This is a genomic window from Pseudoalteromonas tetraodonis, assembly GCF_002310835.1.
Taxonomy (GTDB): Bacteria; Pseudomonadota; Gammaproteobacteria; order Enterobacterales; family Alteromonadaceae; genus Pseudoalteromonas; species Pseudoalteromonas tetraodonis.
In genome coordinates this window covers 1,639,132-1,665,722 of record NZ_CP011041.1, presented here as the reverse complement: position 1 = coordinate 1,665,722, position 26,591 = coordinate 1,639,132, and the positions used below count along the sequence as shown (strand labels likewise).

The following is a 26,591-nucleotide window of genomic DNA, read 5'->3' as shown; positions in this document are numbered from 1 at the left end:
CTACTCCTGCGTATTAGCGATTGGCGCTGAGAAGCTTAGCTCTTGGTTAGCTCGTAAGCGCTGTACGCCCTCTACCACTAAGTTATCTTGTTCTTTTAAAGCCCCCGAAACTAATAAACGACCTGCAAGGCGCTGTTCAATTTTAACATCAATTCGAGTGGCTTTTTTATCAACACTTGTCCATACGTAAGGGCCTGTTGCTCCCCACAGTAATGCCGCCTCAGGTACAGCAGCAAAACGTTGCCCTTCTACTTCAATATGAACACGAAAACTCATGCCAGGTAAGAACTTTTGCTGCGGGTTTTCAAGCTGCGCTTTTACACGTAAGGTGCGGGTTTGTGGGTCTATTCGTGAATCTAGATAAGCAATTTTTGCGTTTACAGCATTTTGTGACTGCCAAGGGAATACTTTTACATTGCCTTTATTGCGCAGCATATAAACGGCCGATTCTGGGGCGTTAAAGTTTATATATAAAGCACGCGTATCATCAATACTTGCAATCGCCGTTTGGGGAGTAATTCTGTCACCCACTTCAACGTCGGTAAGTCCCATAGTGCCGTTAAAAGGCGCACGAACTTGGCGGTCTTCAAATTCTGTTTCTGCTTGGGTAAGGGTCACTTTTGCTAATTCAACAACTGTTTTTGCATCATCCACATCACTTTGTGGCACAGCCCCTTTTGCTTGGCTTTGCTTTAAACGTGCGAGGGTTCTTTGGGTGTCAGCAAGTTTTATTTTTGCCTCTTCAAGTGCCGCTTTTTGTCTGCGTGAATCAAGTTCGAGTAACACATCACTGGCCTTTACGCTATCACCCGGTTTAAAATGCACCGCAGTTACTTTATCGCCCACAGCCGGATATAAAATAACCGAATGAATTGCTTCGGCGTTACCGACAGCCTGAACTTGCTCTTTAGCATGTTCCATCGCTACCTGCTCCACCACGACATTGGCACTCTTTACAGATAAACTTAACGACATTAAAGAAAAAAACACGCTGGTAAAAAAAATTCGCGATTTCAAAGGTTCACCCTAATTAATTATTATTTGCATTATGTTACGTAGTTTAACAGCTCTATGATCAATAAATAGCTAAGTACGATAAATTAGCAAAACAGTAAGCTGAAATTAAGCATGCTAGCCACTCTTACATATTTTTACAGCTGCATACAAAATCCACACATATTTAAATTACATTTATGACTATGATTTAGCTCATCAATATTTTTATTAAAGGCACATTTATGAAAAAGAGTTTAATTATGGTGATCTTGCTATCAGGCTGTGCATCACCAGGGATTGATCGGGCAGATCAAAATCAAGTTGTTAAACGTTATTATGCGTCTGTTGAATCAATACAAAAAGTAACACTCTCCTCAGAAGTGGGAACTGGAATAGCTGCTGGTGCGGGGTTTGGCTTTGTAGATAGCTTGGATGGCAACAAAGAAGAAATGATTGGCGGCGCCATTGTTGGTGGACTAGTCGGTGGATTATTTACTGCTTTATTTGAAGGGGGCAACACCGCGTATCAGTATAATCTATATGCTGCTGATGAAGGTGAATTTACCGTTATTCAAAAGAAAAAGCTCGATAAAAACACAAAATGTGTGCTCGTCAATGCTGCCAACAAGGTCACGCTCTCTACTACAGATACAAGCAATTGTGAAAAGAGTATAAAATAAAAAACCTCAGTTAAAACTGAGGTTTTTTTATTAATAACGTACAAACAAAAAGTACCGCTTATTTATTTCGCTGTGCTTCTTTTTGCGCTTTTTTAGCTTCTTTACGTTGTTGTAAAACAGCTTGTGCTTCGTTACCAATGTGGCCTTCACCGCGCGCTTGAGCAAGCTCTATTTGCTTTTGGCGCTCTGCAAAGCGAGCGCGTTGTTCATCGGTTACATTGTCAATACAGTGGTGACACGACACCCCTTCCATGTATTCTGGCTTTTGCTTTTCTTCTTCTGTGATAGGCATGCGACATGCGTGACATTGATCGTATGAGCCTTTTTGTAAGTCATGATTTACCGCTACACGGTTATCAAATACAAAACACTCGCCTTCCCACATGGTTTCTTCTTTTGGCACTTCTTCTAGGTATTTTAATATGCCGCCTTCAAGGTGATATACCTCATCAAAACCTTGCTCTTTCATATAGGCTGTTGATTTTTCACAGCGAATACCACCAGTACAAAACATGGCTACTTTTTTATGTTTTGATGGGTCTAGGTTTTCTTTGGCCCACTGAGGAAATTCACGGAACGTTTTAGTGTTTGGATCTACTGCGTTTTGAAACGTACCAATTTCAATTTCGTAATCATTACGGGTATCAACAAGGATCACCTCTGGATCAGAAATAAGGGCATTCCATTCATGTGGCTTAACATAACTGCCCACTACTTTTAATGGGTCTACGCCTTCAACACCCATAGTCACAATTTCTTTTTTCAGCTTAACTTTTGTGCGATAAAACGGGCATTCGTCATCAAATGATTCTTTGGTAACAATGTTGTCTAAATTTGGTTGGGTGTCTAACCACGCAAGTAAATTATCTATGCCTTCACGTTTTGCAGAGACAGTACCGTTAATCCCCTCTGCGGCAATTAATAAAGTGCCTCGTACTTCGTTTTGCTCCATTACATTAAGTAAAGGTTGGCGAAGTGCTTCAAAATCCGGCAGAGAAACAAATTTATACAGAGCGCATACAACAAAGTGTTCGCTGGTTACATTATCTTTATGGACAGCAGTCATGGTATTCCTATTTTGCTTTTAAAACCCGCAAGGGGCGGTTTACCGAATCGTAAATCCGGCGCATATGGGGCGCGTATTTTACGCTTTTTTTATTTAAATGCAAAAAAATGGATGATAATGCGCTTTTTACTGTTAGCGCAGTAGCTCAGTGGGCTATAATGCGCGGATAAATTTATACAGACTTGCTCATATTGGAGAAACATACATTGCACTTTACTGATCTTGGGATTGATACTCGCCTAGAAACACAATTAGCGCACCAAGGGATCACCCAGCCTACCGATATTCAAGCTCATGCTGTGCCAACGGCACTGGCGGGACATGACATTTTCGCTCAGTCAAAAACTGGGTCAGGCAAAACTTTAGCGTTTTTATTACCGGCTGTGCAGCGTGTAATGAAACAAAAAGCACTCAGTAAACGTGATCCTCGTGTACTTATTGTTGCTCCAACTCGTGAGCTTGCGACCCAAGTTTTTACTCAACTTCGATTACTTATTGCCGGTACCAACATAAAGGCCGTTAAAATCCTCGGTGGCGAAAATTTTAACGACCAAATTAAAGCACTGCGTAACGACCCTCACTTTGTGGTCGCCACACCGGGTCGTTTAGCCGATCATTTAAAGCAACGTTCATTACAATTAAGTGGCCTAGAGTTACTTATATTTGATGAAGCTGACCGTATTTTAGATTTAGGTTTTACCGATCAACTTAAATTAATTAATGAACTGGCCGATCATCGTCTTCGTCAAACTTTGTTGTTTTCGGCGACATTAGATCATGCTCAAGTTGATGCGTTATCGCGTAATTTATTAAAAAAACCAAAACAAATTATGCTCAGTGCAGCCAATGAGCAACACAGTGATATTAAACAAACATTGTATTTAGCTGACCACCTTGATCATAAAGAAGCACTGCTTGAGCACTTTTTAAACCAAGATAACGTCGGCCAGTGCATTATATTTACTGCCACACGAGCTGATACCAGCCGTTTAAGTGAATCATTAAATAGTAAAGGCTTTAAATCTGTCGCATTAGCTGGGGATTTAACTCAAAGTAAGCGCCTTGATATTATGGATGCGTTTAGCCGTGAAAACTTTAAAATATTAATTACTACAGATGTTGCTTCGCGCGGTTTAGATTTACTCAGTGTTACCCATGTTATTAACTTTGATTTACCAAAACACGCAGAAGAATACGTTCATCGTATTGGTAGAACTGGTCGTGCTGGTTTTAAAGGTAACGCATTATCACTTGTGGGCCCTAAAGATTGGGCAAGTTACTTGGCAATAAAATCATTTTTAAATGATGAATTATCGTTTGCTGCTGTTGAGGGTTTCAAAGCGAAATTTAAAGGTATTAAAGAGAAAAAAGTAGCGCCAATTAAACCGACTAAAAAAGCAGTGACCGCGAATAAGCCACAGCCAAAACGAAAAGCAAAACCGAAAAAGCCAGCGGCCCCAATTAAAGCACCTCTTAATATTGATGGTGATACCCCGATGCGTCGTAAAAAAAAGCCTGAGCAGGAATAATTATGAGTTACCTAGGAACCACCCAAACCCTTTTTGTTAAAGAAGTCAGCAACGAAGGTGCCTATTTAGATGGGCATGACTTAGGTGAAGTTTTTTTACCTAAACATGAAATAAAACATGAGCTTGAAGCCGGCGATAGCATCAGTGTATTCACATTTTTAGATAATGCAAACCTGCCAACAGCCACAACTAAAAAGCCGCATGCTCAAGTGGGTGAATATGCCCTACTGCGTGTAAAAGAAATAAACAGCATAGGCGCGTTTTTAGATTGGGGCTTAGAAAAAGACGTACTCGCACCGTTTAATGAACAAAAACCACGTATGCAAGAAGGCTACTCATATTTAGTGCGTTTATATCTTGATAACGCCAGTCAGCGTATTTGTGCCTCAACTAACTTTAACCGTTTTTTATCAAAAGATGAGCCTCAGTATAGTCACTTACAAGAAGTTGACTTAATTGTTGCAGGCAAAACTGATATTGGTTACAAGGTGCTTATTGAAGAATCCCATTTTGGCGTCGTGTTTTACAACATGGTGTTTAAAAACCTGTTTGTTGGTCAAAAGCTAAAAGGATTTATTCAAAAAGTACGTGAAGACGGAAAAATTGACGTCATACTTGAAAAACCAGGCATGGGTAAAGTAAGCGAGCTTGGTGAAAAAATAATGGAAAAACTAAAGGATGAGGGTGGCATATTAGCCATAGGCGATAAGTCTGATCCTGAATTAATTAAAAAAGTCTTTTCGACCAGCAAAGCAAATTACAAAAAAGCCATTGGCGGTTTATTTAAACAAGGCTTAATTGATATTGAAGCTAAGTCTATTCGTTTAAAATAATTAAATAAAAAGCCACTTAAGTTTTAAACCTAAGTGGCTTTTTAGTATCTGAAATTTATAACCTAATATTTTTATAAGGTAAGGTACAGCGAGAATATTCATTTGAGTATTCAATTAATTCTTTTTTAGAATCTAGATTTAACGGCGCTAGCCTAAAAACTTTTTCTGTACACTCATTTTGCATTTCATCATGTGTCGCAACACAGTCTCTGCTGCTAACATCTATTCCTGCTAACACACCTTCATTGGTGTAACACAGATGCTGGGCATAATTTTGAGCAATTTTTTTAAACTTGAATAAATCAACGGGGTAACCAGATACCAAGTCAGTAACATTTGAAACATCATCATACATTTTAGTTGAAAAAACATATTTATTTACAGCAAAGCCACTAATGATAATTACAACTAAAAATATTATTATACGCAAAGCAAATCCCTCACTGCACACCCATAATTTAAATGTAGCACAAAGAAAAGCAGTTGTAAGGAACTGCTCTCAATTATGCTAATTTTTAATTTAAGCTATTGATTCATTTACATCATTTAGTACTTTTACAGGATTTTGTGCCTGAGTGATCGGACGCCCAATCACTAAATAGTCACTACCCGCTTCAATCGCTTCTTTAGGTGTCATAATACGTTTTTGATCGCCTGCATCACTGCCCGCTGGGCGAATACCTGGCGTAACTAATTTAAACTCTTTCCCTAAAGCAGCCTTTAAACTTTGCGCTTCTTGCGCGGAACACACGACACCGTCAAGTCCTGCTTGCTTTGTTAATTTAGCTAAATGCATAACTTGCTCTTGTGGTGATTTAGTTATACCTAAACGCTCAAGTTCAGCTTCGTCCATGCTGGTTAATACAGTTACCGCAATCAGTAATGGCGCTTTGTCGCCAAACTGCTCAAGTGCTTGTTTAGCTTTATGCATCATTTCATAACCGCCCGATGCATGTACATTGACCATCCATACACCCATTTTAGCCGCAGCAGTCACCGCTTTAGCAACGGTGTTTGGAATATCGTGAAACTTTAAATCTAAAAATACATCAAAACCTAAATCGACCAATTCTTTAACAAATGCAGGACCAAAATAAGTAAACATTTCTTTACCCACTTTTAATCGACAGGTATCTGGTGATAACTGTTTTACAAATGCTAAAGCAGTTTGCTGATCATCATAATCAAGCGCGATAAGAATTTTTTTTGATTTTTCGAAAGACATAACTATCCTACTAGTGAGCGAAAAGTATAAAGATTAAAATCCGTCTAAGCCTCTGCTAGGCACAATGGTTTCCCAGTGTTTACATGAAGGGCAATTCCAATAAATGGTGTAGCTAGTAAAGCCACAATGCTGACATTGAAAGTCAGGCTTAGTGGCGATGTACGAAGTAACAAGTTTATCGATTTGATTAAGCACATCTTTTGTATTTTTATTTTCTGTACTCATTAACTGTAATAAAAAACTAAAGCCACGAATAGTGGGTTGACGTTTTAAATTATCAGTTAAAAATTCAAAGGCTTGTTCAGTGTGTCCTTGCTCAAGCAAGGCTTGGCAATGCTGTATTTTTATCATCACCCCACCCTTTTCTAGTAACTCAGTAATGAGTTCATGAAATTGGTGAGTTAATTTTAATTGCTTATAGCTGTGAGCTAACTTTTCAATAAACAATGGCGCAAAAAAAGTAAATTGGCAGATTAATTCTCGCCAATAGTAAATTGCTTTTACGTAATCTTCTTTGGTGTAAGCTGACAGTCCAAGCTCATATAAAGGCCTAATTGTTTTAAAGTTTAAGCTAATGGCTTTGCGCATGAGTTGTGGGTTATTACTGGTAATGGCATGCTCACAGTAAAAATTAGCGATGGCTTTAAAGTGTTGTTCTTTTGAAAAAAGCTCAGTATGCGCTTCAAACATATTAATGCCTTTTTCCCATTCACGGGTTTGTGAATATAAAGAAATAATCGGATCGAGTGCATCTGCATGGCTATTTTTTACCAGCCATATTAAATGTTCTTCTGCGCTGTCTAATAAGCCAGCCATAATATAATCTTCGGCTAGTTCTAAACGGCTATTAGCGGCTTGTTTTTCGTTAAGACTTGGGTGTTTTAGCAGCAGTTCATGAATTTTTATTGCGCGGTCAAGCTCACCACGACGGCGAAACATGGTGGCTAAAGTAGAATAATGTTCAACAGAGTCAGCAGCTACTTCGAGCAAATTAATTAAGTGCTCAAGCCCCTGATCTTCTTCTCTATCCAGTAAAAACTTTAACCCTTTACTGTATTCAGAAGTAATTTGACGATTAAATTGATGAGCCTGATTTTTTGCACTGTTTTTCCCCATGATCCAACCATAACCGGCAGCAACGGGAAGCAGTAAAAACAACAGCTCAATCATAATTAGGTGTCTTTGTTGGCAATACGCTTTTTATTATCTTTTTCAGGCGTTAATTGCTTTTTTAAACGGTAATTTTGCCACTTTAATTGCGTGAACAATTTAAAACTCACAAAACAACCCACTACAACACCTAGCAAAAAGCAGATACTTATTATAACGGCTAAAGGTAATGTATTACTGGCTATTATGTAGTTAATTTGTGTTAATTGTGGGTTTTGAGAACCCAATACAAACGCACCAATTAAAAAAAGTGCCGCCAGAATAATTTTTAATACCTTGAACAAGTAACTACTCCAATAAGTTTACTAAGCAATGCTCTCGTTTACACGGTCACGTAGTTCTTTGCCTGGTTTAAAATGAGGTACATGCTTACCATCTAACTCTACAGTTTCACCTGTTTTAGGGTTACGGCCTGTACGAGGCGCACGGTAATGCAAAGAGAAACTTCCAAAACCTCGGATCTCAATACGATCTGAAGAAGATAATGAGCCGGCCATTTGTTCAAGAATTTCTTTAACAGCGTTCTCAACATCTTTCACAGGAATATGTGAATGTTGTTCAGCAAGTGTTTCTATCAGTTCTGACTTAGTCATAGCGTTTCCTTAAAAAGAAATAGTGGAAGGGCATAAACTGCCCTTCCAATTAAAAGACTATAATTAATTAGTCTTTTTGTGCATTTGCGAAAGCAGCTGCCATTGCGTTTTCAAACACTGGCTCTTCTTTCTTAAGCTTCTCTAGTACTTCTTTCTCTTCTGCTTCGAAAAGAGCTTTAACAGATAAGCTTAAAGTGCGGTTCTTACGATCAACACCAACGTATTTAACTTCAATCTCGTCGCCTACAGAAACAACAGTAGTTGCATCTTCAACGCGCTCTTGAGCGATATCAGCTACACGGATGTAACCTTCAACGCCTTCGATAAGTTCAACAGTTGCGCCTTTCGCATCAACTTCAGTCACTTTACCTTTAACAATAGCACCTTTTTTGTTTGCATCAAGGTAGTTATTGAATGGGTCAGCTTCGATTTGCTTAACACCTAGAGAGATACGTTCACGCTCTGGGTCAACTTGCAATACGATAGCAGTGATTTCGTCGCCTTTCTTGAATTCACGTACAGCTTCTTCGCCAGGTGTATTCCAAGAAATGTCTGAAAGGTGTACAAGACCATCAATACCACCGTCAAGACCGATAAAGATACCGAAGTCAGTGATTGATTTGATCTTACCAGTAACTTGGTCGCCTTTGTTTTGTAGACGAGCAAATTCCTGCCAAGGATTAGCAATACATTGCTTAAGACCAAGAGAAATACGACGACGTTCTTCGTCGATTTCAAGAACCATAACTTCAACAGTGTCACCTAGTGATACAACTTTTGAAGGGTGGATGTTCTTGTTAGTCCAATCCATTTCAGAAACGTGTACTAGACCTTCAACGCCTTCTTCGATTTCTACGAAGCAACCGTAATCAGTAAGGTTAGTTACACGACCAGAAAGTTTAGAACCTTCTGGGTAACGACCAGCGATAGCTGCCCATGGATCTTCGCCAAGTTGTTTAAGGCCTAGAGATACACGAGTTTTATCTTTGTCGAATTTAAGAACTTTAACTGCGATTTCGTCGCCAACATTAACGATTTCTGAAGGGTGCTTAACACGCTTCCACGCCATATCAGTAATGTGTAGTAGACCATCAACACCACCAAGGTCAACGAACGCACCGTAGTCAGTAAGGTTCTTAACGATACCTTTAACTTCTTGACCTTCAACAAGGTTAGCAAGAAGCTCTTCACGTTCTTGTGAGTTTTCTGATTCGATAACTGCACGACGTGAAACAACAACGTTGTTACGTTTTTGATCAAGCTTGATTACTTTAAATTCAAGCTCTTTGCCTTCAAGGTGAGTTGTGTCACGTACTGGACGAACATCAACAAGTGAACCAGGTAGGAAAGCACGGATTGAATCAACTTCAACTGTGAAACCGCCTTTAACTTTACCGTTGATAACACCAGTAACAGTCTCTTGCTCTTCACATGCTTTCTCAAGACGGATCCACGCTTCGTGACGCTTCGCTTTCTCACGAGAAAGGATAGTTTCACCGAAACCGTCTTCGATTGCATCTAGTGCAACATCTACTTCGTCGCCAACAGCAACTTCTAGTTCACCAGCAGCATTTTTGAACTGCTCTGCAGGGATAGCACTTTCTGATTTAAGACCAGCATCTACAAGTACAATGTTGTTCTCGATTGAGATTACTGTACCTTTAACGATAGAGCCTTGCTCTGCTTCAAAACCCTTTAAGCTTTCTTCAAATAACTGCGCAAAATTTTCTGACATACGAATATACGTCTCATATATTAATACCAATAAGCAACCATGCTGCATGGGGTTGTTAAAATAGCACTGGCATCCTGCTGGTGCATAAAATGTATTTAGCTTCGTTTAGGAAGCTTACCTTCTGAGATGCTCGCATCTAATAAAGTTATAACTTTATCAAAGACTTGCTGCGCGTTGAGTTCGCTAGTATCAAGCTCAATCGCATCCTCTGCAGGTACAAGCGGCGCAACGGCACGATTCATATCGCGATCGTCACGTGCTTGAATGTCCTGTAATAGACCACTTAGTGTAACATCAAGCCCGCGCTCATTCAACTCAACAAAACGTCTGCGAGCACGTTCTTCTGCACTTGCGGTTAGAAATATCTTTAATGGCGCATCTGGAAATACCACAGTGCCCATATCGCGGCCATCGGCAATTAAACCGTTTTCTGTTCTAAACGCACGCTGGCGGCGAAGCAACGCTTCTCGAACACGCGGTAATGCGGCCACTTTAGACGCTGCAGCACCCACTTCTTCATTTCGAATAGTGGTTGTGACATCTTCGCCTTCTAAAATAATCTTTCCTGCATTAGTGTCACTGTCTATCAAAAACTGCACATCAAGATTTGCAGCTAATGGGACGAGTGCTTCTTCGTTATCTAACGCAATTTGGTGATGAAGTGCTGCAAGTGATAGTACGCGATAAATTGCTCCGCTATCTAACACATCCCAGCCTAATTTTTCAGCCAATAGGCGACAAACAGTTCCTTTACCAGAACCACTTGGGCCATCTACGGTGATTACGGGCATTAATAACGCCGGCATTTAAAACCTCCTTCAATGCACACCAAAATAAACCGCCACATTATACGCCAATTAATAAAGATTATCCGCTTTTAGTATGTAACTTTTTATAAATACTTATAAATAGCCTATTTACTGACAGATGCTAACACTTTGAAAAATGTTGGGAATGTCTTATAAGTACAGGCCGGATCGTTAATCGTTATGGGCTTACCCCCTACTGCCACCATTGCAAAGCACATGGCAATACGGTGATCGTCGTAGGTATCTACAGCCACATTATTAAATTGCTTTGGCGGTGTGATCTCAATAAAGTCGTGCCCTTCAACCACTTCAGCCCCTACTTTTCTAAGCTCGGTGGCCATTGCATGTAAACGGTCAGTTTCTTTTACCCGCCAGTTATAAATATTACGAATAGCGGTTGGCCCTTTAGCAAACAAGGCAACAGTCGCCAAGGTCATTGCAGCATCAGGTATCGCATTAGCATCTATATCGATACCGTTAAGCTCGCCTTTACGAACAACTAAACGCTCGTCATACCAATCAATTTTGGCACCCACTTGCTCCATCACTTTAGCAAAGCCAATATCACCTTGAACTGATTTAGCGCCAACGCCTTTAATTTCTATTTCGCCACCGGCAATTGCTGCAGCAGCAATAAAATAAGAAGCCGATGAAGCATCACCTTCAACCATTATGCGCTCAACCGCTTGGTATTGCTGGGCACCTTTAACGAAGAACGTGGTGTAATTATCATGCTCAACAGTTACACCAAAGCGCGCCATCACATCCAGCGTAATATCAATATAAGGCTTAGAGACTAAGGTACCTTTAATTTTAATGTGTGTATCGCCTTTAAATAACGGCGCAGCCATGAGCAGCGCCGTTAAAAATTGACTTGAAATACTGCCGTCAATTTCGACTTCACCGCCGGCTATTTGCCCACCGATAATTTTAAGTGGCGGGTAATCTTTATTTTTTAAATAACTTACATTACCACCCAAGGCTTGTAATGCATCAACTAAATGCCCTATAGGGCGCTCTTCCATGCGCGGCTCACCAATTAACTCATACTCACCAGCAATCGCACTCAGTACTGCCGTTAATGGCCGATACGCTGTACCTGCATTACCTAAAAACAACGGCTCAGTTGGCGTATTAAACACGCCACTTACGCCCTCTACGGTTGCTACGGTGCGTTCAGTATTAAGCGTTACATTAACGCCCAAGTGCTTTAACGCACCCAGCATATGGCGAATATCGTCGCTGTCGAGTAAATTTTCAACAACCGTGGTGCCGTTAGATAATGCTGCTAATAATAAAATTCGGTTTGATAAACTCTTTGAACCCGGTAATGTCACACTGCCATTCACTTGTGAAATAGGGGCTAAGAAAAGTTGCTCCATTAACTATTCTCCTTGGCGAAGTTAGCCATAAAGTCAACTAAGGCTTGTACACCTCCCAATGGCATCGCGTTATAAATACTGGCGCGCATCCCGCCAACAATACGATGACCTTCAAGCGCTAACAAGCCCGCTTCTTTTGACTCTTTAACAAACTTATCATTAAAGCTTTCATCAACCAGCCAAAAAGGCACATTCATACGTGAACGGCAATGCTTCGCTACTTTATTGGTATAAAAATCTGAACCATCAATAAAATCATAAAGCAGCTGCGCTTTGGCAATATTTTGAGCTTCCATGGCTTTTACACCCCCGGTTTGCTCAAGCCATGCAAATACTTCAGCCGCTAAATACCAAGCAAAAGTCGGTGGGGTGTTAAACATGCTGCCTTGTTTTGCTTCAAGGGCGTAATCTAAAATACCCGGCTTGGCGAGCCCTTCACGCTCAAGTAGCGTTTTGCGAACAATCACAATAGCAATGCCCGATGGACCGATATTTTTTTGTGCACCCGCGTAGATTAAATCAAATTTATTAACGTCAATTTCGCGCGATAAAATAGTCGATGACATATCGGCCACAATCGGCGCCGTTGGATGACTGGGTACGTCAAATATTTCAAGGCCGTCTACGGTTTCATTCGGGCAATAGTGAATGTAAGACGCATCAGCAGGTAAAACCCAATCGGCTACCTGCTTAATAGAAAACAGGCCGTTATCATCATTGCGCACATCAACAGCGTGTGTATTTGTAAACTTATCGGCTTCGCTGGTTGCACTTTTTGACCAAACGCCATTTTCACAATAAACTGCTTTTTTACCGTTAACATGAAGGTTTAAAGGTACGGCACTGAATTGACCTCGACCACCACCGTGCATAAATAGCACTTCAAACTCGTCACTGATATTCATTAAACGACGCAGGCTGGCTTCACATTTAGCGGTTAATGCTAAAAATTCATGACTACGATGACTTATTTCCATCACCGATACACCAAGACCTTGCCAGTTTAAAAACTCTTTTTGCGCTTTTTGCATAACAGCCGGTGGTAACATTGCAGGGCCTGCACAAAAATTATATATACTCATTACCTTTTCCTCATTCCAGTAATTTAACTTGAATTAAACTAATTTAATTTTTTTCAACCACATAAAAAAAGCGGCCAAGGCCGCTTTTTTCAATCTAATTATTCTGAAGGAGGATTGTCATCCGCCACTTCATCAATAACTGTATCTACTGTTTCAACGTCTTCGATATCAACCAAGTCACTTTCAGTCACTTCAATTTCTTCTATACGTTGTAAACCAACTACTTGCTCTTCGTCAATAGTTCTGATCAAAATAACACCTTGGGTGTTACGTCCAACCGTAGAAACTTCATTAACGCGAGTACGTACTAAGGTACCACGATTCGAAATAATCATTATTTCGTCGTTGTCATCAACCTGTACAGCACCAACAACAGCACCGTTACGCTCACTCACTTTGATTGATACAACACCTTGAGTTGCACGACTCTTAGATGGGTAATCTTCAAGTTGGGTACGCTTGCCGTAGCCATTTTCTGTCACTGTTAATATTGCACCATCATTCTTTGGTACAATAAGTGATACAACACGCTGATCGTCTGGCATCTTAATACCACGAACACCCGTTGCAGTACGGCCCATAGGACGTACACCTTTGAAACGGATTTCAGGTTTGCCTTCTTCGTCTAGTACTGGGTTACCATTTTCATCAACAACAGCTGTTTCTTCAGCTTCTTTAAAGCGAACAACTTTACCCGCATCAGTGAACAACATAATTTCGTTGCTGCCATCGGTAATATCAACACCGATTAAGCTATCACCTTCGTTTAAGTTAACCGCAATAATACCGCTTGCACGTTGACGACTGTATGCCGTTAATGGCGTCTTCTTAACCGTACCGAACGCCGTCGCCATAAAGATGTATTTATCATCTTCATAATCGCGTACTGGCAGGATTGCAGTAATACGTTCATCTGCTTCAAGTGGTAATAAGTTAACAATTGGCTTACCGCGCGCTGCACGACTGGCAAGTGGCAACTGGTATACTTTAAGCCAATATAAACGACCCGCTGTAGAGAAACAAAGAATAGTATCGTGCGTATTGGCAACCAATAAACGTTCAATGAAATCTTCATCTTTCATCTTAGTTGCTGATTTACCTTTACCACCACGACGCTGCGCTTCGTAATCAGTTAATGCTTGATACTTAACGTACCCTTCATGTGAAAGCGTAACAACTACGTTTTCTTCGTTGATTAAATCTTCAAGGCTAATATCATGTGCTGCAGCATTTATTTCAGTGCGGCGCTCATCACCATATTGCTCTTTAATTTCAACGAGCTCATCACGAATAACTTCCATTAAACGCTCTGGATTTGCCAAAATGAATAATAACTCAGCAATCAACTCAAGTAATGATTGATATTCGGTAAGAATTTTTTCGTGTTCAAGACCAGTAAGTTTATGTAAACGTAAGTCTAATATTGCTTGAGCTTGTTGCTCAGAAATATAGTACTGACCATCACGAATACCAAGCTCGCTTGCTAACCAATCTGGGCGTGCTACGTTGTCTTCGCCTGCTTTATCAAGCATGGCTTTAACATTACCTAATTCCCATGGACGCGCTGTTAATGCAACTTTTGCTTCAGCAGGTGTTGGCGACTTACGAATAAGTTCGATAATTGGGTCAATGTTAGCCAGTGCAATCGCTAAACCTTCTAGCGTATGCGCACGGTCGCGGGCTTTGCGTAAATCAAATACCGTACGACGGGTAACAACTTCACGGCGGTGAATAATAAATTCTTCAAGCATTTCTTTTAAGTTGAAACACTTAGGTTGGTTATTAATTAACGCAACCATATTCATACCAAACACAGTTTGTAACTGAGTTTGTGAATAAAGGTTGTTTAAAATAACTTCACCTACGTCACCACGTTTGATCTCGATAACGATACGCATACCATCTTTATCTGATTCATCACGTAATGCGCTGATCCCTTCAATTTTTTTATCTTTAACTAGCTCGGCGATTTTTTCAATCAAACGTGCTTTGTTAACTTGGTAAGGGATTTCATGAACAATAATGGTTTCGCGACCCGTCTTTTCATCGGTTTCGATGTCAGCACGCGCACGCATGTACACTTTACCACGACCGGTTTGATAAGCTTGTTCAATGCCTTTTTTACCGTTAATAATCGCCGCAGTTGGGAAATCAGGCCCAGGAATGTAATCCATTAACTCAGTAATGGTCAATTCAGGGTTTTGAATAAGCGCTAAACAGCCATTCACGACTTCTGTTAAGTTATGTGGCGGAATATTTGTTGCCATACCAACCGCAATACCCGATGAACCATTAACTAACAGGTTAGGTATTTTAGTGGGTAACACATCAGGAATTTGCTCTGTGCCATCGTAGTTAGGCACAAAATCAACCGTTTCTTTTTCAAGATCGGCTAATAATTCGTGCGACATTTTTGCCATACGTACTTCTGTATAACGCATTGCCGCTGCTGAATCACCATCAACCGAACCAAAGTTACCCTGACCATCTACTAGCATGTAACGCAGTGAGAATGGCTGAGCCATACGTACGATGGTGTCATAAACTGCACTGTCGCCGTGTGGGTGGTATTTACCGATTACGTCACCGACCACACGGGCCGATTTTTTGTAAGGCTTGTTCCAGTCATTACTAAGCTCGTTCATTGCAAACAAAACGCGGCGGTGAACAGGTTTTAAACCGTCACGTACGTCTGGTAATGCACGTCCTACAATTACACTCATGGCGTAATCTAAGTAGGAGTTTTTTAACTCGTCTTCAATATTGACTGGCAGAATTTCATTGGCGAGATCAGTCATTTGATATCACATTCCTTCAGTATCAGCTCTTAACAACCCAGTATTAGGTATTAAGAGTGTTTGTTATTATTTCTAAGTAACCATGCTATCACAATTAATTTTAATTTACAGGCGCAAAACTTTGCGATTTATCAATTTAGGCCTATATAATGGCCTCAGATTGACGAGGAAGTATTTTATGACCGAACATCAAAATGTAGATAACGCAGAAATAGCAAAGTTTGAAGCCATCGCAGAACGTTGGTGGGATTTAGAAGGCGAATTTAAGCCGCTTCACGAAATTAATCCATTACGATTAGATTTCATCGCAGACAAAACCAAAGGATTATTTGATAAAGAAACCCTCGATGTAGGATGTGGTGGTGGCATTTTAAGTCACAGCATGGCGCGAATGGGCGCAAACGTAACAGGTATCGATATGGGCCAAGAGCCTTTAACTATCGCCAAGTTACACAGCTTAGAAACAAGTGTCCCCGTTGAGTATATAAAAGTACCTGCAGAGCAGTTTGCAGATGAGCACCCTGAGCGCTTTGATGTGATCACTTGTATGGAAATGTTAGAGCACGTCCCCGACCCTGCATCTATTATTCATGCGGTGGCTAAATTGGCAAAACCGGGGGCTGATGTTTTTTTCTCTACTCTTAATAAAACCCCAAAAGCTTACTTATACGCTATTGTCGGGGCAGAAAAACTGTTAAAAATGGTCCCCGAAGGTACGCACGACCATAAAAAATTTATTAAACCTGCACAATTAATTGCATGGGCAGAGCAAGCTGGCTTAAAAGTACGTGCCAGTGCTGGTTTAAGTTACAACCCGCTTTCTAAGCAATACACAATGAATGATGATGTAAGCGTAAATTATATGCTGCATTTTGAGAAGTTAGCGTGATGGCAAGCTCTCAAACCCCCATTGCCCCAATGGAATATCAAGCATTGCTGTTTGACTTAGATGGCACTTTACTCGATACCGCTGATGATTTAGGCGCCGCACTAAACACCGTGCTGCAAAATCATCAACAACCCCAAGTGGGCAGTGATATATATCGCCCCGCGGCTTCAAACGGTGCTGCCGCTTTATTGGCTGCTGGTTTTAAAGAAAGCTGGGCACAACAGCCGCAAGAGCAACTTTTACATGAGCTAGTCACGCAATATGCTGCCAATATTGCTACCCATACTCGATGTTTTGTAGGAATAGAGCAATTATTAATCGCACTTGATAACAAAGCAATACCCTGGGGAATTATGACTAATAAGCCCGGATTTTTAACTGATCCTTTAGTCAAAGCGATTCCTGCATTAAAAAATGCACGTATTGTGGTTAGCGGTGATACCTTAGCTGAATCTAAGCCCTCACCCCTTCCTTTACTGTATTGCGCTGAGCAAATGAGTGTAGATCCTTCGCGTTGCTTATATATAGGTGATGCGCAGCGTGACATTCAGGCAGGTAAAGCAGCCAATATGCACACCGCAACCGCACTATGGGGATATGTACCGAGTGTTGACGAGGCATTGGCTTGGAATGCGGATTTTAATTGGCACAGTCCTATAGATGCATTTAACCACATATAGTGCCATGTTAATTAATAAACACTACATATTGTGATTGTGTTAGTTTTTACGCAAAGCTTGATGATAAAAAAAGCAGACAAAATTTATTTTAAAAAAGCGTAAATTTAATCTTTCCTTAGTTGATTTTTACAAATTTCAACTTAACCGAATGATCAAAGGTTAATGCCTACTAACACAATTGCGTTATCCCAACGTTATCCACAATGAGAGCGGTTTCTGTCCCTTGCAAAAGATCCCAGACCACACTATCTTGTGATCTCTAATTTGAACAACACCAGATATTGTGGCTAAATGTTATTCAATTAAATTCACCAAACCGGTGAAAATAACAATAAACGAATAGGCACTGCGCTTTTTTAGGTGCACGCATTGGTCAAAAATATTTAATTCCCAAGGAATACAGGCAAAGCTATGAACCAACAGTTATCTGTAAGCAAACGTGACGGTCGTAAAGAGCCACTCGATCTTGATAAGATCCATCGCGTTATTGAATGGGCCGCCGAAGGTTTAAATAACGTTTCGGTTTCACAAGTTGAACTAAAATCGCATATTCAATTTTATGACGGTATTCGTACTAAAGACATCCACGAAACGATTATTAAAGCTGCTGCGGATCAGATCTCAAAAGAATCGCCTGATTATCAGTACCTTGCTGCTCGTTTAGCTGTATTCCATTTACGTAAAAAAGCCTATGGCCAGTTTGAACCACCGCGTCTTTTTGACCATGTTACTAACATGGTTGAACAAAAACGCTACGATGCACATTTACTCGTTGATTACACAGAGCAAGAATTAGATGAGCTAGATGCGTACTTAGACCATTCTCGCGATCTTAACTTTAGCTACGCAGCAGTAAAACAGCTTGAAGGTAAATACCTAGTTCAAAACCGTGTAACGGGTGAAATTTACGAAAGCGCGCAGTTTTTATATATCTTAGTGGCTGCAAGCTTATTCTCTGATTACCCTCGTGATACACGTATTGATTACATCAAACGTTTTTATGATGCGGTTTCATTATTTAAAATTTCTTTACCTACGCCAATTATGTCGGGCGTACGTACACCAACACGCCAGTTTAGCTCATGTGTACTTATTGAGTGTGGCGATAGCCTAGACTCAATTAATGCTACATCATCAGCAATTGTTAAATACGTTTCTCAACGTGCTGGTATTGGTATTAATGCAGGTCGTATTCGTGCACTAGGTAGCCCTATTCGTAACGGTGAAGCGTACCACACAGGTTGTATTCCGTTTTATAAGCACTTTCAAACAGCGGTTAAAAGCTGTTCGCAAGGCGGTGTACGTGGTGGCGCAGCAACCCTTTTCTACCCGCTTTGGCATTTAGAAGTTGAAAACTTATTAGTGCTTAAAAACAACCGTGGCGTTGATGATAACCGCGTACGTCACTTAGATTACGGCGTACAGTTTAATAAACTCATGTACTCACGTTTAATTAAAGACGATTACATTACGTTATTCAGCCCCTCTGACGTGCCTGGCCTTTACGATGCATTTTTTGAAGACCAAGACGAGTTTGACGCGCTATATGTAAAATATGAGCAAGACGAGTCAATTCGTAAAAAACGAATTAAAGCGATTGAGCTGTTCTCTATGTTTGCTCAAGAACGTGCTAGCACGGGTCGTATTTACTTACAGAACGTTGACCACTGTAATACACACAGTCCGTTTATCTCAAAAGTGGCGCCTATTCGTCAATCTAACTTATGTTTAGAAATTGCGTTACCAACTAAGCCTCTTAGCAACGTGAATGATGAAGAAGGTGAAATTGCACTTTGTACATTATCTGCGTTTAACTTAGGTGCCATTGAGTCTTTAGATGAACTAGAAGAGTTAGCTGAGCTTGCGGTACGCGCACTTGATAACCTACTTGATTTCCAAGACTACCCAGTACCTGCAGCTAAAAATGCAACTATGGGACGTCGTACGCTAGGCATAGGCGTTATTAACTACGCATACTACCTAGCTAAAAACGGTAAGCGTTATTCAGATGGCAGCGCAAATGCGCTTACGCACAGAACATTTGAAGCGATTCAGTACTACCTAATGAAAGCATCTAATGAGCTGGCAAAAGAGCGTGGTGCCTGTCCTAAATTTAACGAAACAACGTACTCACAAGGTATTATGCCAACGGATACGTACAAACGTGATTTAGATAAAATTTGTGATGAACCACTTCATCTTGATTGGGACGCGTTACGTTCCAGCATTAAAGAGCACGGTATGCGTAACTCAACACTGAGCGCATTAATGCCATCAGAAACATCATCGCAAATATCTAATGCAACCAATGGCATTGAGCCACCGCGTGGCCATATTAGTGTTAAAGCAAGTAAAGACGGTATTTTAAAACAAGTTGTCCCTGAGTACGAACGCCTTAAAGATAGCTATGAGTTACTGTGGGATATCCCATCAAACGATGGTTACTTACAATTAGTAGGAATAATGCAGAAATTTATCGACCAAACGATTTCAGCAAATACTAATTATGATCCAAATAAATACGAAGGCGGTAGAGTACCTATGAAAGTCTTATTAAAAGACTTACTTGGTGCCTACAAGCTAGGTGTTAAAACGCTGTACTACCATAACACCCGTGATGGCGCATCAGACGCACAAGAAGACGCTCCAGAAGTGGAAGATGATGATTGTGCAGGCGGCGCGTGTAAAATTTAATAGTTAAACTTAAAGCGGGCGCCTTGCCCGCTTTGTCCTGATAGTTTTAGTGATAGTTTTTTGAGTGATAAACATGTCTTATACTACTTTTAGCAGAAATCATAATAACCAAATGCAAGAGCCAATGTTTTTTGGTCAAACCGTTAACGTGTCACGTTACGATCAACAAAAATACCCTATTTTTGAAAAGCTGATTGAAAAACAATTGTCTTTCTTTTGGCGTCCTGAAGAAGTTGACGTAAGTAAAGACCGTTTAGACTTTCAAGCGCTTCCTGATCACGAAAAACATATCTTTTTAAGTAACTTAAAATACCAAACTTTACTTGATAGTGTTCAAGGCCGTTCGCCTAACGTTGCACTATTGCCAATTGTGTCAATTCCTGAGCTTGAAACATGGATTGAAACATGGGCGTTTAGTGAAACCATTCACAGCCGTTCATACACACATATTATTCGTAATGTAACTCAAGCCCCTGAACTCATTTTTGACGACATTGTTAGCAATGACAAAATTAGTGAACGTGCCGATGCCGTAACCACTTATTACGACGATTTAATTAACTCGGTGTCGCTTTACAACCTGTACGGTGAAGGCAAACATGACATTAATGGTGAAACCGTTGTGGTTAATTTATTTGAGCTGAAAAAGAAATTGTATCTGGCGATGATGTCAGTGAACATTCTTGAAGCTATTCGCTTTTATGTCAGCTTTGCGTGTTCATTTGCGTTTGCAGAGCGTGAGCTAATGGAAGGCAATGCTAAAATTATTAAGCTTATTGCCCGTGATGAAGCGCTTCACCTTTCAGGCACTCAGCATATTTTAAATATTATGCAAGATGGCAAAGACGACCCTGAAATGGCAATTGTTGCTGCACAGTGCCGTGAAGAAGCAATCAAGATGTTTGTTGACGCTGCAGAGCAAGAAAAAGAATGGGCCGAGTACCTGTTTAAAGATGGTTCAATGATTGGCTTAAATAAACATATTTTATGTCAGTATGTTGAATACATTACCAATGCACGCATGACTGCTATTGGTTTACCAGCACAGTTTGATAATAACAGTAACCCTATTCCATGGATCAACTCATGGCTTGTTTCTGATAACGTGCAAGTTGCTCCACAAGAAGCGGAAATTAGCTCATACCTTGTAGGTCAAATTGATTCACAGGTTGATGCAGCTGAATTTGGTGACTTTGATTTATAATGACTGATAGAACCACTGCAAGTGTCACGCTTGCAGATAACAGCCAGTGCTTAGATTTTACCGCTGGCTGCCCTTCTCTTTTACACTGCTTAGAATCGAATAAAATTGATGTTGCTTACCAGTGCCGTGAGGGATATTGTGGTGCGTGTCGTGCTACGCTTGTCTCTGGTGAAGTCAATTACAATGAAGAACCGTTAGCCTTTGTGCGTGATGGTGAAATACTATTGTGTTGCTGCAAGCCCAATGGTGATATCAGTATTAATTTAAAGTAACTAGCAAACCACACAGTATAATGCCTAACAGCTCGCTTTATTCACTTACCTGTTTCTGCAATTATTACTCAAGTAATCGCGATTATAGCCGTGTTATTTACTCTGAATAAGTAGCAGGTACAAATCGGTAATGACCCGTAATTGTATAAGCAAAAAGCATATCGCTCATTTCAGGTCCGCGACCAATATTGTGCACAATAAGCGGTTGACCACTGTCCTGCGCTATTTGATTAACGACCATACCTATGTGCGGTAAATTGCCTGGCAGCATCCAAGTGACTATGTCACCGGTTTTATAATCAGCTGCATTATGCGATTTAGATAACACTTGAGCATGGCGCTCAAAGTAAACCTGTAAGTTAGGTACACGTCGATGATCAATGTTTTTATCTGGCTTGGTTAATCCCCAAATACGCTTAGAAGGATATGCGCGAAAATTGGCCTGCATGTCTTCATGTACTAACTTTTGTAAATCAATACCAAGCTGTCGATACGACCTAATTATAACATCAGTACATACACCAATATTAGCGGGTACATCGCCACCAGGGTATTCAAGCCTATGATAGGCGCTATCGTAAGTTACTTGTTGCGTTGTTCTGTGGATCAATGCGTTGACAATATCATGATTAAAATCGGCTGCCTTTACATCAAGGGCAGATAAAGCTAGTAAATAGAGCACAAAGCGCAACATATAAATTCCTTTTATAATATTTATTAACTAAAGCTGTTGAGTAATATAGTCAGGAATATTAAATTTATTTCCATTGCTGGTAAAGTGCGCATCAAGTGCATAGGCCATTTTTTCAAGCGGAGCATCATCATAACCACAGGTTTGGATTTCATTGATGTAGCGCATAATAAAAGCGTGAGCACCGAGCTCGTGCCATTGAACGACATGAGCCAGCTCATGAAAATGCACTCTTAAATTACGCGCAACATGAGGTAATATGTAATAAGTGTTTTTATAGGTGATCCCTGCTACATCCATGTCAATAAAATCGCTTAAACCAATTTCACGTAAACCAGTAAAGTCAGGCTTGGGAATGTGTTCAACAACCACATAAAATGCAGTTTTCAAAAAATCATGCGGGTAAAAGCCAGCAAATTCGCTAACAAATGTATCACAGCATATTCTTTGATGAACATACTCGCTATTCGTTTTATCAATCCATTGTTCTATTTGCGCTAGCATGTTTTCTCCAAAAGATTTGCTTAGTGACTTAACTTAAGCATAAATATTTAATGACGCAGAATTTGCTTTTATCAAAAAAAAAAAGCGCCAATGGTATTATTACTGACGCTGATTATTAATAATGGCTATAAAATTGTCTAGCCTTCTTCTTCAACCAATGATTCTAATAACTCATGGATCTCTGATTTTAATTCTTTGTCTTCAATTTTATTTGCACTGATTTTAGCATCTTGCAGATTTTTAATTGCCGCTTCTTTATCACCCAGCTCAAGCTGTAAAGTAGCCATAGAAAAGGCAACAGACGACATATGATCTTTGTTATTAATTTCTATCGACTTCTGTAACGCTTTTTCGTAAGTCTCAATAGCTTCTTCTAGCTCTTCGGTGAAATCAGCCAATGTTTCCCACTGAACAGGGTGATCTTTCGCTGTATTTTCGTTTTCAATACAAATAGCTTTTAGCTCAGCATATAAAGATTCAAACTGTTTAGTATCATTTTTATTAGCCGCTGCCATCAGCTTTTCCGCCAAATCGTGAACCGCTTTGTATACTTTAGTATTCATAATTAATTGCTACCTTATTAACGCGCCTTTTTTGATTTATTAAAGGCATCGTATTCGAAATATATTCCCTAATAGTACATTATTATTAAGCGCTGCGTTGTTACAAAAGTATTATAAGCGATAAAAACAGAGGTTTAATTTAAAAACCTGGATATTACAGTGCTACACTTAACGCTTAATTTAAGTCGCAATAGTAAATACCTACCCTATGCAAAATTGCAATCAATGCGGTAAATGCTGCACTAAATATGGTGCGGCAGATTTAGATACAAATCAGGATGAAATTGAAATGTGGGCGTTATTCAACCCAGAAATATTTCAATATGTTAAAAACGATCAGTTATGGTTTGCTCCCAAAACAGGCGAGCAATTAACGCAATGCCCATTTTTAGTACTTAGCAGTAAAAAATATCCACAAGAAAAAGATAAATATACGTGCAGTATTTACCATGACCGTCCTCAAGATTGCCGACACTACCCAAGCTTAATTTCAGAAATGATAAACGATGACTGTGAAATGCTTGAACTAATCGATAAACAAAATCCTTTCAAAGCACAAAAAAAATTAGACATACTAATGATAGACAGCCGCTCTTAAGCGAATAAATATAACAAATGCACTGATCTGTAATAATGAGCTGGTAATGTAAATTTAACGCGATTATTTTGCCATTCAACGCAAAATTAAAAGTTATAGTATAACATTGTTGATGATGCCATTTTGTAGTGTTATATTATATCACAACATAACAACCACGATTCGAAGTAATTATGACAAAGTTAACACTCATATCCTCAGCGCTACTGTCTGTTTTGTGTTCTCACTCTGCCCTAGCAGCAACGATTAACGGCACAGTAACAGATTCAAAAAAACAACCTATTGCTAATGCAACTATCCATGTTCATGGAAAGTCACAAAGCGTGAAAAGCAATGAACAAGGTCAGTTTAGCATCGACATAGATGCTAAAAGCCAATTACATATTAGTAAAGATAACTACATCGATTCACGTATATCGCTTGAGAATGTAGACGATACAATTACTGTTACATTAAAGCCGTCTTCGGTTGAAACTGTGGTTGTGTATGCCTCGGCACTGCATAAAAATAGCTTAGAAATGATTTCACCTGTAAGCGTACTATCAGGGGATGAACTAAAAAATAAAGCGAAACCGACCCTAGGTGAAACACTTAAAGGAATACCAGGAGTAAACGCTAGCTACTTCGGTCCTGTGTCTTCAAGTCCGATTATTCGTGGCCTAGGTGGTCCTCGTGTTAAAATTACTCAAAACGGTTTAGATAGCAGTGATGCATCACGTATCGGTCCAGATCACGCAACATCAAGTGATAGCTTAGCCGCTGAACAAATTGAAGTACTACGAGGCCCAAGCACCCTACTATATGGCTCTGGTGCTATTGGCGGTGTAGTAAATGTGGTTGATAACCGTATTCCAACCAATAATATTGACGCACTCTCGGGAGCGGCACAATACACACACGATACCGTTTCAAATGCGAACACCTATGCGGCAAAATTAGAAACAGGCAGCAATAACTTTAATTTTCATTTTGATGGCACCAAACGCAGTGGTGATGACTATCAAACGCCTCGCTTTAACCTACCGGATGAACATGAAGAAGGTGAAGTACACATTGAGGGCGATGAAGAAACAGCCACTTCAGTTGAAAATACCTTTATCGACAGTGAAACAGTAAACTTTGGTACCAGCTATGTCGGTGAGCATTTAACTGTTGGCTTTTCATACGGCAATATTGAAACAGATTATGGCATTCCTGGGCATTCACATGATCACGGTCATGCCCATGAAGAAGAAGGCGATCATGAAGCGCACGCGGATGAAGAACACGCAGAAACTCCCGTTTATGCTCATTTAGAGCAAGATCGTTGGCAAGGACTGGTAAGTTATGCATTTCATGATAACTGGATTGAATCGATTAATCTTCGTCTTGGCTACACCGACTACACTCACAGTGAAATTGAAGATGGCGCGATTGGCACCACGTTTAGTAACGAAACCACTGAAGCACGTTTAAATGTAGAGCATCAGTTAGGCCAATGGCATGGCATGATTGGCTATCACTATAGTGAATCTGATTACGATGCAATTGGCGAAGAAGCGTTTACGCCTGCAAGTGTCACTACCACTCATGCGTTATATTTACTTGAAGAACGCACATTTGGCGATGTCACCGTAGAGCTTGGCGCCCGCCTAGAAGATTATGATATCAAAAGTGATGTAGATACACATCAGCACAGCCATGATGAACAACCTGTATCGGCAGATGAGACTATTAACTACACCCAAAGCTTTACTAATGTAAGTGCCTCAGCCGGTGCGATTTGGGAGTATATGCCAAGTCACAACCTAGCCGTTAGCTTATCACATTCAGAGCGTGCGCCACTTTCAGCTGAGTTACTCTCTAATGGTGTGCATGTTGCCACAGGTACTTATGAGCTTGGTTTGGGCTATCATATTGAAGGGGCAGAAGCGCATTTTGAACCTGAAGAAATTAAACAAGAGACCTCAACCAATCTTGATATTAGTTTACGTCGTTTTAGCGGTGACTTTGGCTACACCGTCAACTTTTTCTATAACGATATTAAAAACTTTTATTATCAACAAAACACCGGATTAGTGTTTGATGAGATGGATGGCTTTGAGTCTGCTGCCAATGGACACAGCGATGCAATTGATGTTTATCAATTTACCAGTAAAGATGCGCAGCTTTATGGTTTTGAATTTGATGCACATTATCAAATAAACCCCAGCGCCATGGTAAAAGTATTTGGTGACTCTACTCGCGCCAAACTAAAAGATAATGAAGGTAATTTACCACGTATCCCTGCCAATAAATTGGGCTCAGAACTACAATATACTCTAGGTAATGCGCAATTTACCTTAACAGGAACCCATTACTTTGAGCAAAATGATATTAGTGCTTACGAAACGGCAACGGATGGCTATACATTAATTGATTTACAAGCCAATTATCAACTTGATTTAGGCGCAGTTGACACGCAGCTATACCTAAGTGTTGATAACATTACTGATGAACTTGGTTTTGTACATAGTTCATTTATTAAAGATACGGCACCTCTTCCTGGACGTAACTTCCAATTTGGCGTTAGAGGCTACTTTTAAAACGCGCTCATTTTTAATCAGACAATAAAAAACC

At 40.1% G+C, this 26,591-nt stretch carries 25 protein-coding genes; 10 read left to right on the top strand and 15 right to left on the bottom strand.

Annotated elements, in window-relative coordinates; all coding sequences use genetic code 11:
- Positions 1–1,017, bottom strand: coding sequence for an efflux RND transporter periplasmic adaptor subunit (locus PTET_RS07680; protein ID WP_013464883.1), 1,017 nt, complete (start codon positions 1,015–1,017; stop codon positions 1–3).
- Between the two features lie 221 nt (positions 1,018–1,238).
- Here PTET_RS07680 and PTET_RS07675 point away from each other — a divergent pair, with 221 nt between their 5' ends.
- Positions 1,239–1,676 (top strand): hypothetical protein, encoded by a 438-nt coding sequence (locus PTET_RS07675; protein ID WP_013464882.1) that lies wholly within the window; start codon positions 1,239–1,241, stop codon positions 1,674–1,676.
- Between the two features lie 58 nt (positions 1,677–1,734).
- Here PTET_RS07675 and trhO read toward each other — a convergent pair whose 3' ends face one another.
- Positions 1,735–2,742 carry an oxygen-dependent tRNA uridine(34) hydroxylase TrhO gene (gene trhO, locus PTET_RS07670; protein WP_013464881.1) on the bottom strand — a complete coding sequence of 336 codons (1,008 nt, stop codon included), beginning with the start codon at positions 2,740–2,742 and terminating at the stop codon, positions 1,735–1,737.
- Positions 2,743–2,948: 206 nt separating this feature from the next.
- Here trhO and PTET_RS07665 point away from each other — a divergent pair, with 206 nt between their 5' ends.
- Both PTET_RS07665 and PTET_RS07660 read left to right on the top strand, forming a co-directional pair.
- The gene (locus PTET_RS07665; RefSeq protein ID WP_013464880.1) at positions 2,949–4,271 is read left to right on the top strand and encodes a DEAD/DEAH box helicase; all 1,323 of its coding nucleotides are present in this window, start codon (positions 2,949–2,951) and stop codon (positions 4,269–4,271) included.
- A 2-nt stretch (positions 4,272–4,273) separates the two neighbouring features.
- Complete coding sequence (locus PTET_RS07660; protein WP_008114734.1) at positions 4,274–5,104, top strand: CvfB family protein; 831 nt, start codon at positions 4,274–4,276, stop codon at positions 5,102–5,104.
- A 55-nt stretch (positions 5,105–5,159) separates the two neighbouring features.
- Here the strand turns inward: PTET_RS07660 and PTET_RS07655 are convergent, their stop codons facing one another.
- The 10 genes from PTET_RS07655 to gyrA all read right to left on the bottom strand — a co-directional run bounded on the left by PTET_RS07655 (position 5,160) and on the right by gyrA (position 15,898).
- On the bottom strand, positions 5,160–5,534 hold the full coding sequence (locus PTET_RS07655) for a hypothetical protein (protein ID WP_016899933.1): 375 nt from the start codon (positions 5,532–5,534) through the stop codon (positions 5,160–5,162).
- Between the two features lie 90 nt (positions 5,535–5,624).
- The gene (pyrF, locus tag PTET_RS07650; protein ID WP_016899932.1) at positions 5,625–6,329 is read right to left on the bottom strand and encodes an orotidine-5'-phosphate decarboxylase; all 705 of its coding nucleotides are present in this window, start codon (positions 6,327–6,329) and stop codon (positions 5,625–5,627) included.
- A 33-nt stretch (positions 6,330–6,362) separates the two neighbouring features.
- The gene (gene lapB, locus PTET_RS07645) at positions 6,363–7,499 is read right to left on the bottom strand and encodes a lipopolysaccharide assembly protein LapB (RefSeq protein ID WP_096038416.1); all 1,137 of its coding nucleotides are present in this window, start codon (positions 7,497–7,499) and stop codon (positions 6,363–6,365) included.
- Between the two features lie 2 nt (positions 7,500–7,501).
- A complete protein-coding gene (locus PTET_RS07640) occupies positions 7,502–7,783 on the bottom strand; it encodes a lipopolysaccharide assembly protein LapA domain-containing protein (protein WP_008114742.1) in 282 nt (93 codons plus the stop codon).
- Between the two features lie 21 nt (positions 7,784–7,804).
- The gene (gene ihfB / locus PTET_RS07635) at positions 7,805–8,092 is read right to left on the bottom strand and encodes an integration host factor subunit beta (protein ID WP_008114744.1); all 288 of its coding nucleotides are present in this window, start codon (positions 8,090–8,092) and stop codon (positions 7,805–7,807) included.
- Positions 8,093–8,159: 67 nt separating this feature from the next.
- Positions 8,160–9,827, bottom strand: a complete 1,668-nt coding sequence (gene rpsA / locus PTET_RS07630) for a 30S ribosomal protein S1 (RefSeq protein ID WP_002961176.1) — start codon at positions 9,825–9,827, stop codon at positions 8,160–8,162.
- Between the two features lie 95 nt (positions 9,828–9,922).
- Entirely contained in the window at positions 9,923–10,633 is a 711-nt protein-coding gene (gene cmk / locus PTET_RS07625; protein ID WP_016899929.1) for a (d)CMP kinase, read from the bottom strand.
- 107 nt (positions 10,634–10,740) lie between these two features.
- Positions 10,741–12,018: a 3-phosphoshikimate 1-carboxyvinyltransferase gene (gene aroA / locus PTET_RS07620; RefSeq protein ID WP_036956456.1), complete on the bottom strand. Its 1,278-nt coding sequence runs from the start codon at positions 12,016–12,018 to the stop codon at positions 10,741–10,743.
- Complete coding sequence (gene serC / locus PTET_RS07615) at positions 12,018–13,100, bottom strand: 3-phosphoserine/phosphohydroxythreonine transaminase (RefSeq protein ID WP_013464877.1); 1,083 nt, start codon at positions 13,098–13,100, stop codon at positions 12,018–12,020. Before serC ends, aroA begins: the two co-directional genes overlap by 1 nt.
- Before the next feature lie 98 nt (positions 13,101–13,198).
- Positions 13,199–15,898 (bottom strand): DNA topoisomerase (ATP-hydrolyzing) subunit A, encoded by a 2,700-nt coding sequence (gyrA, locus tag PTET_RS07610; RefSeq protein WP_008465686.1) that lies wholly within the window; start codon positions 15,896–15,898, stop codon positions 13,199–13,201.
- A 178-nt stretch (positions 15,899–16,076) separates the two neighbouring features.
- Here gyrA and ubiG point away from each other — a divergent pair, with 178 nt between their 5' ends.
- The 5 genes from ubiG to yfaE all read left to right on the top strand — a co-directional run bounded on the left by ubiG (position 16,077) and on the right by yfaE (position 21,637).
- Positions 16,077–16,787: a bifunctional 2-polyprenyl-6-hydroxyphenol methylase/3-demethylubiquinol 3-O-methyltransferase UbiG gene (gene ubiG, locus PTET_RS07605; RefSeq protein ID WP_013464876.1), complete on the top strand. Its 711-nt coding sequence runs from the start codon at positions 16,077–16,079 to the stop codon at positions 16,785–16,787.
- On the top strand, positions 16,787–17,467 hold the full coding sequence (locus tag PTET_RS07600) for an HAD family hydrolase (protein WP_096038415.1): 681 nt from the start codon (positions 16,787–16,789) through the stop codon (positions 17,465–17,467). The genes ubiG and PTET_RS07600 overlap by 1 nt, the downstream gene beginning before the upstream one ends.
- Before the next feature lie 411 nt (positions 17,468–17,878).
- Positions 17,879–20,161, top strand: coding sequence for a class 1a ribonucleoside-diphosphate reductase subunit alpha (nrdA, locus tag PTET_RS07595; RefSeq protein ID WP_016899924.1), 2,283 nt, complete (start codon positions 17,879–17,881; stop codon positions 20,159–20,161).
- Between the two features lie 73 nt (positions 20,162–20,234).
- Positions 20,235–21,365: a class Ia ribonucleoside-diphosphate reductase subunit beta gene (gene nrdB / locus PTET_RS07590; RefSeq protein ID WP_013464873.1), complete on the top strand. Its 1,131-nt coding sequence runs from the start codon at positions 20,235–20,237 to the stop codon at positions 21,363–21,365.
- Positions 21,365–21,637, top strand: a complete 273-nt coding sequence (gene yfaE / locus PTET_RS07585) for a class I ribonucleotide reductase maintenance protein YfaE (protein ID WP_008112475.1) — start codon at positions 21,365–21,367, stop codon at positions 21,635–21,637. Before nrdB ends, yfaE begins: the two co-directional genes overlap by 1 nt.
- A gap of 97 nt (positions 21,638–21,734) precedes the next feature.
- Here yfaE and PTET_RS07580 read toward each other — a convergent pair whose 3' ends face one another.
- The 3 genes from PTET_RS07580 to PTET_RS07570 all read right to left on the bottom strand — a co-directional run bounded on the left by PTET_RS07580 (position 21,735) and on the right by PTET_RS07570 (position 23,395).
- Entirely contained in the window at positions 21,735–22,331 is a 597-nt protein-coding gene (locus tag PTET_RS07580; RefSeq protein WP_096038414.1) for a DUF1287 domain-containing protein, read from the bottom strand.
- Positions 22,332–22,358: 27 nt separating this feature from the next.
- Positions 22,359–22,832 carry a hypothetical protein gene (locus PTET_RS07575; protein WP_096038413.1) on the bottom strand — a complete coding sequence of 158 codons (474 nt, stop codon included), beginning with the start codon at positions 22,830–22,832 and terminating at the stop codon, positions 22,359–22,361.
- A gap of 137 nt (positions 22,833–22,969) precedes the next feature.
- Complete coding sequence (locus PTET_RS07570; protein ID WP_008112472.1) at positions 22,970–23,395, bottom strand: tetratricopeptide repeat protein; 426 nt, start codon at positions 23,393–23,395, stop codon at positions 22,970–22,972.
- Positions 23,396–23,603: 208 nt separating this feature from the next.
- On the opposite strand from PTET_RS07570, the gene PTET_RS07565 reads away from it, so the two are divergent.
- Complete coding sequence (locus tag PTET_RS07565) at positions 23,604–23,993, top strand: YkgJ family cysteine cluster protein (RefSeq protein WP_096038412.1); 390 nt, start codon at positions 23,604–23,606, stop codon at positions 23,991–23,993.
- A 173-nt stretch (positions 23,994–24,166) separates the two neighbouring features.
- Complete coding sequence (locus tag PTET_RS07560) at positions 24,167–26,557, top strand: TonB-dependent receptor (RefSeq protein WP_096038411.1); 2,391 nt, start codon at positions 24,167–24,169, stop codon at positions 26,555–26,557.
- Positions 26,558–26,591: the final 34 nt, after the last annotated feature.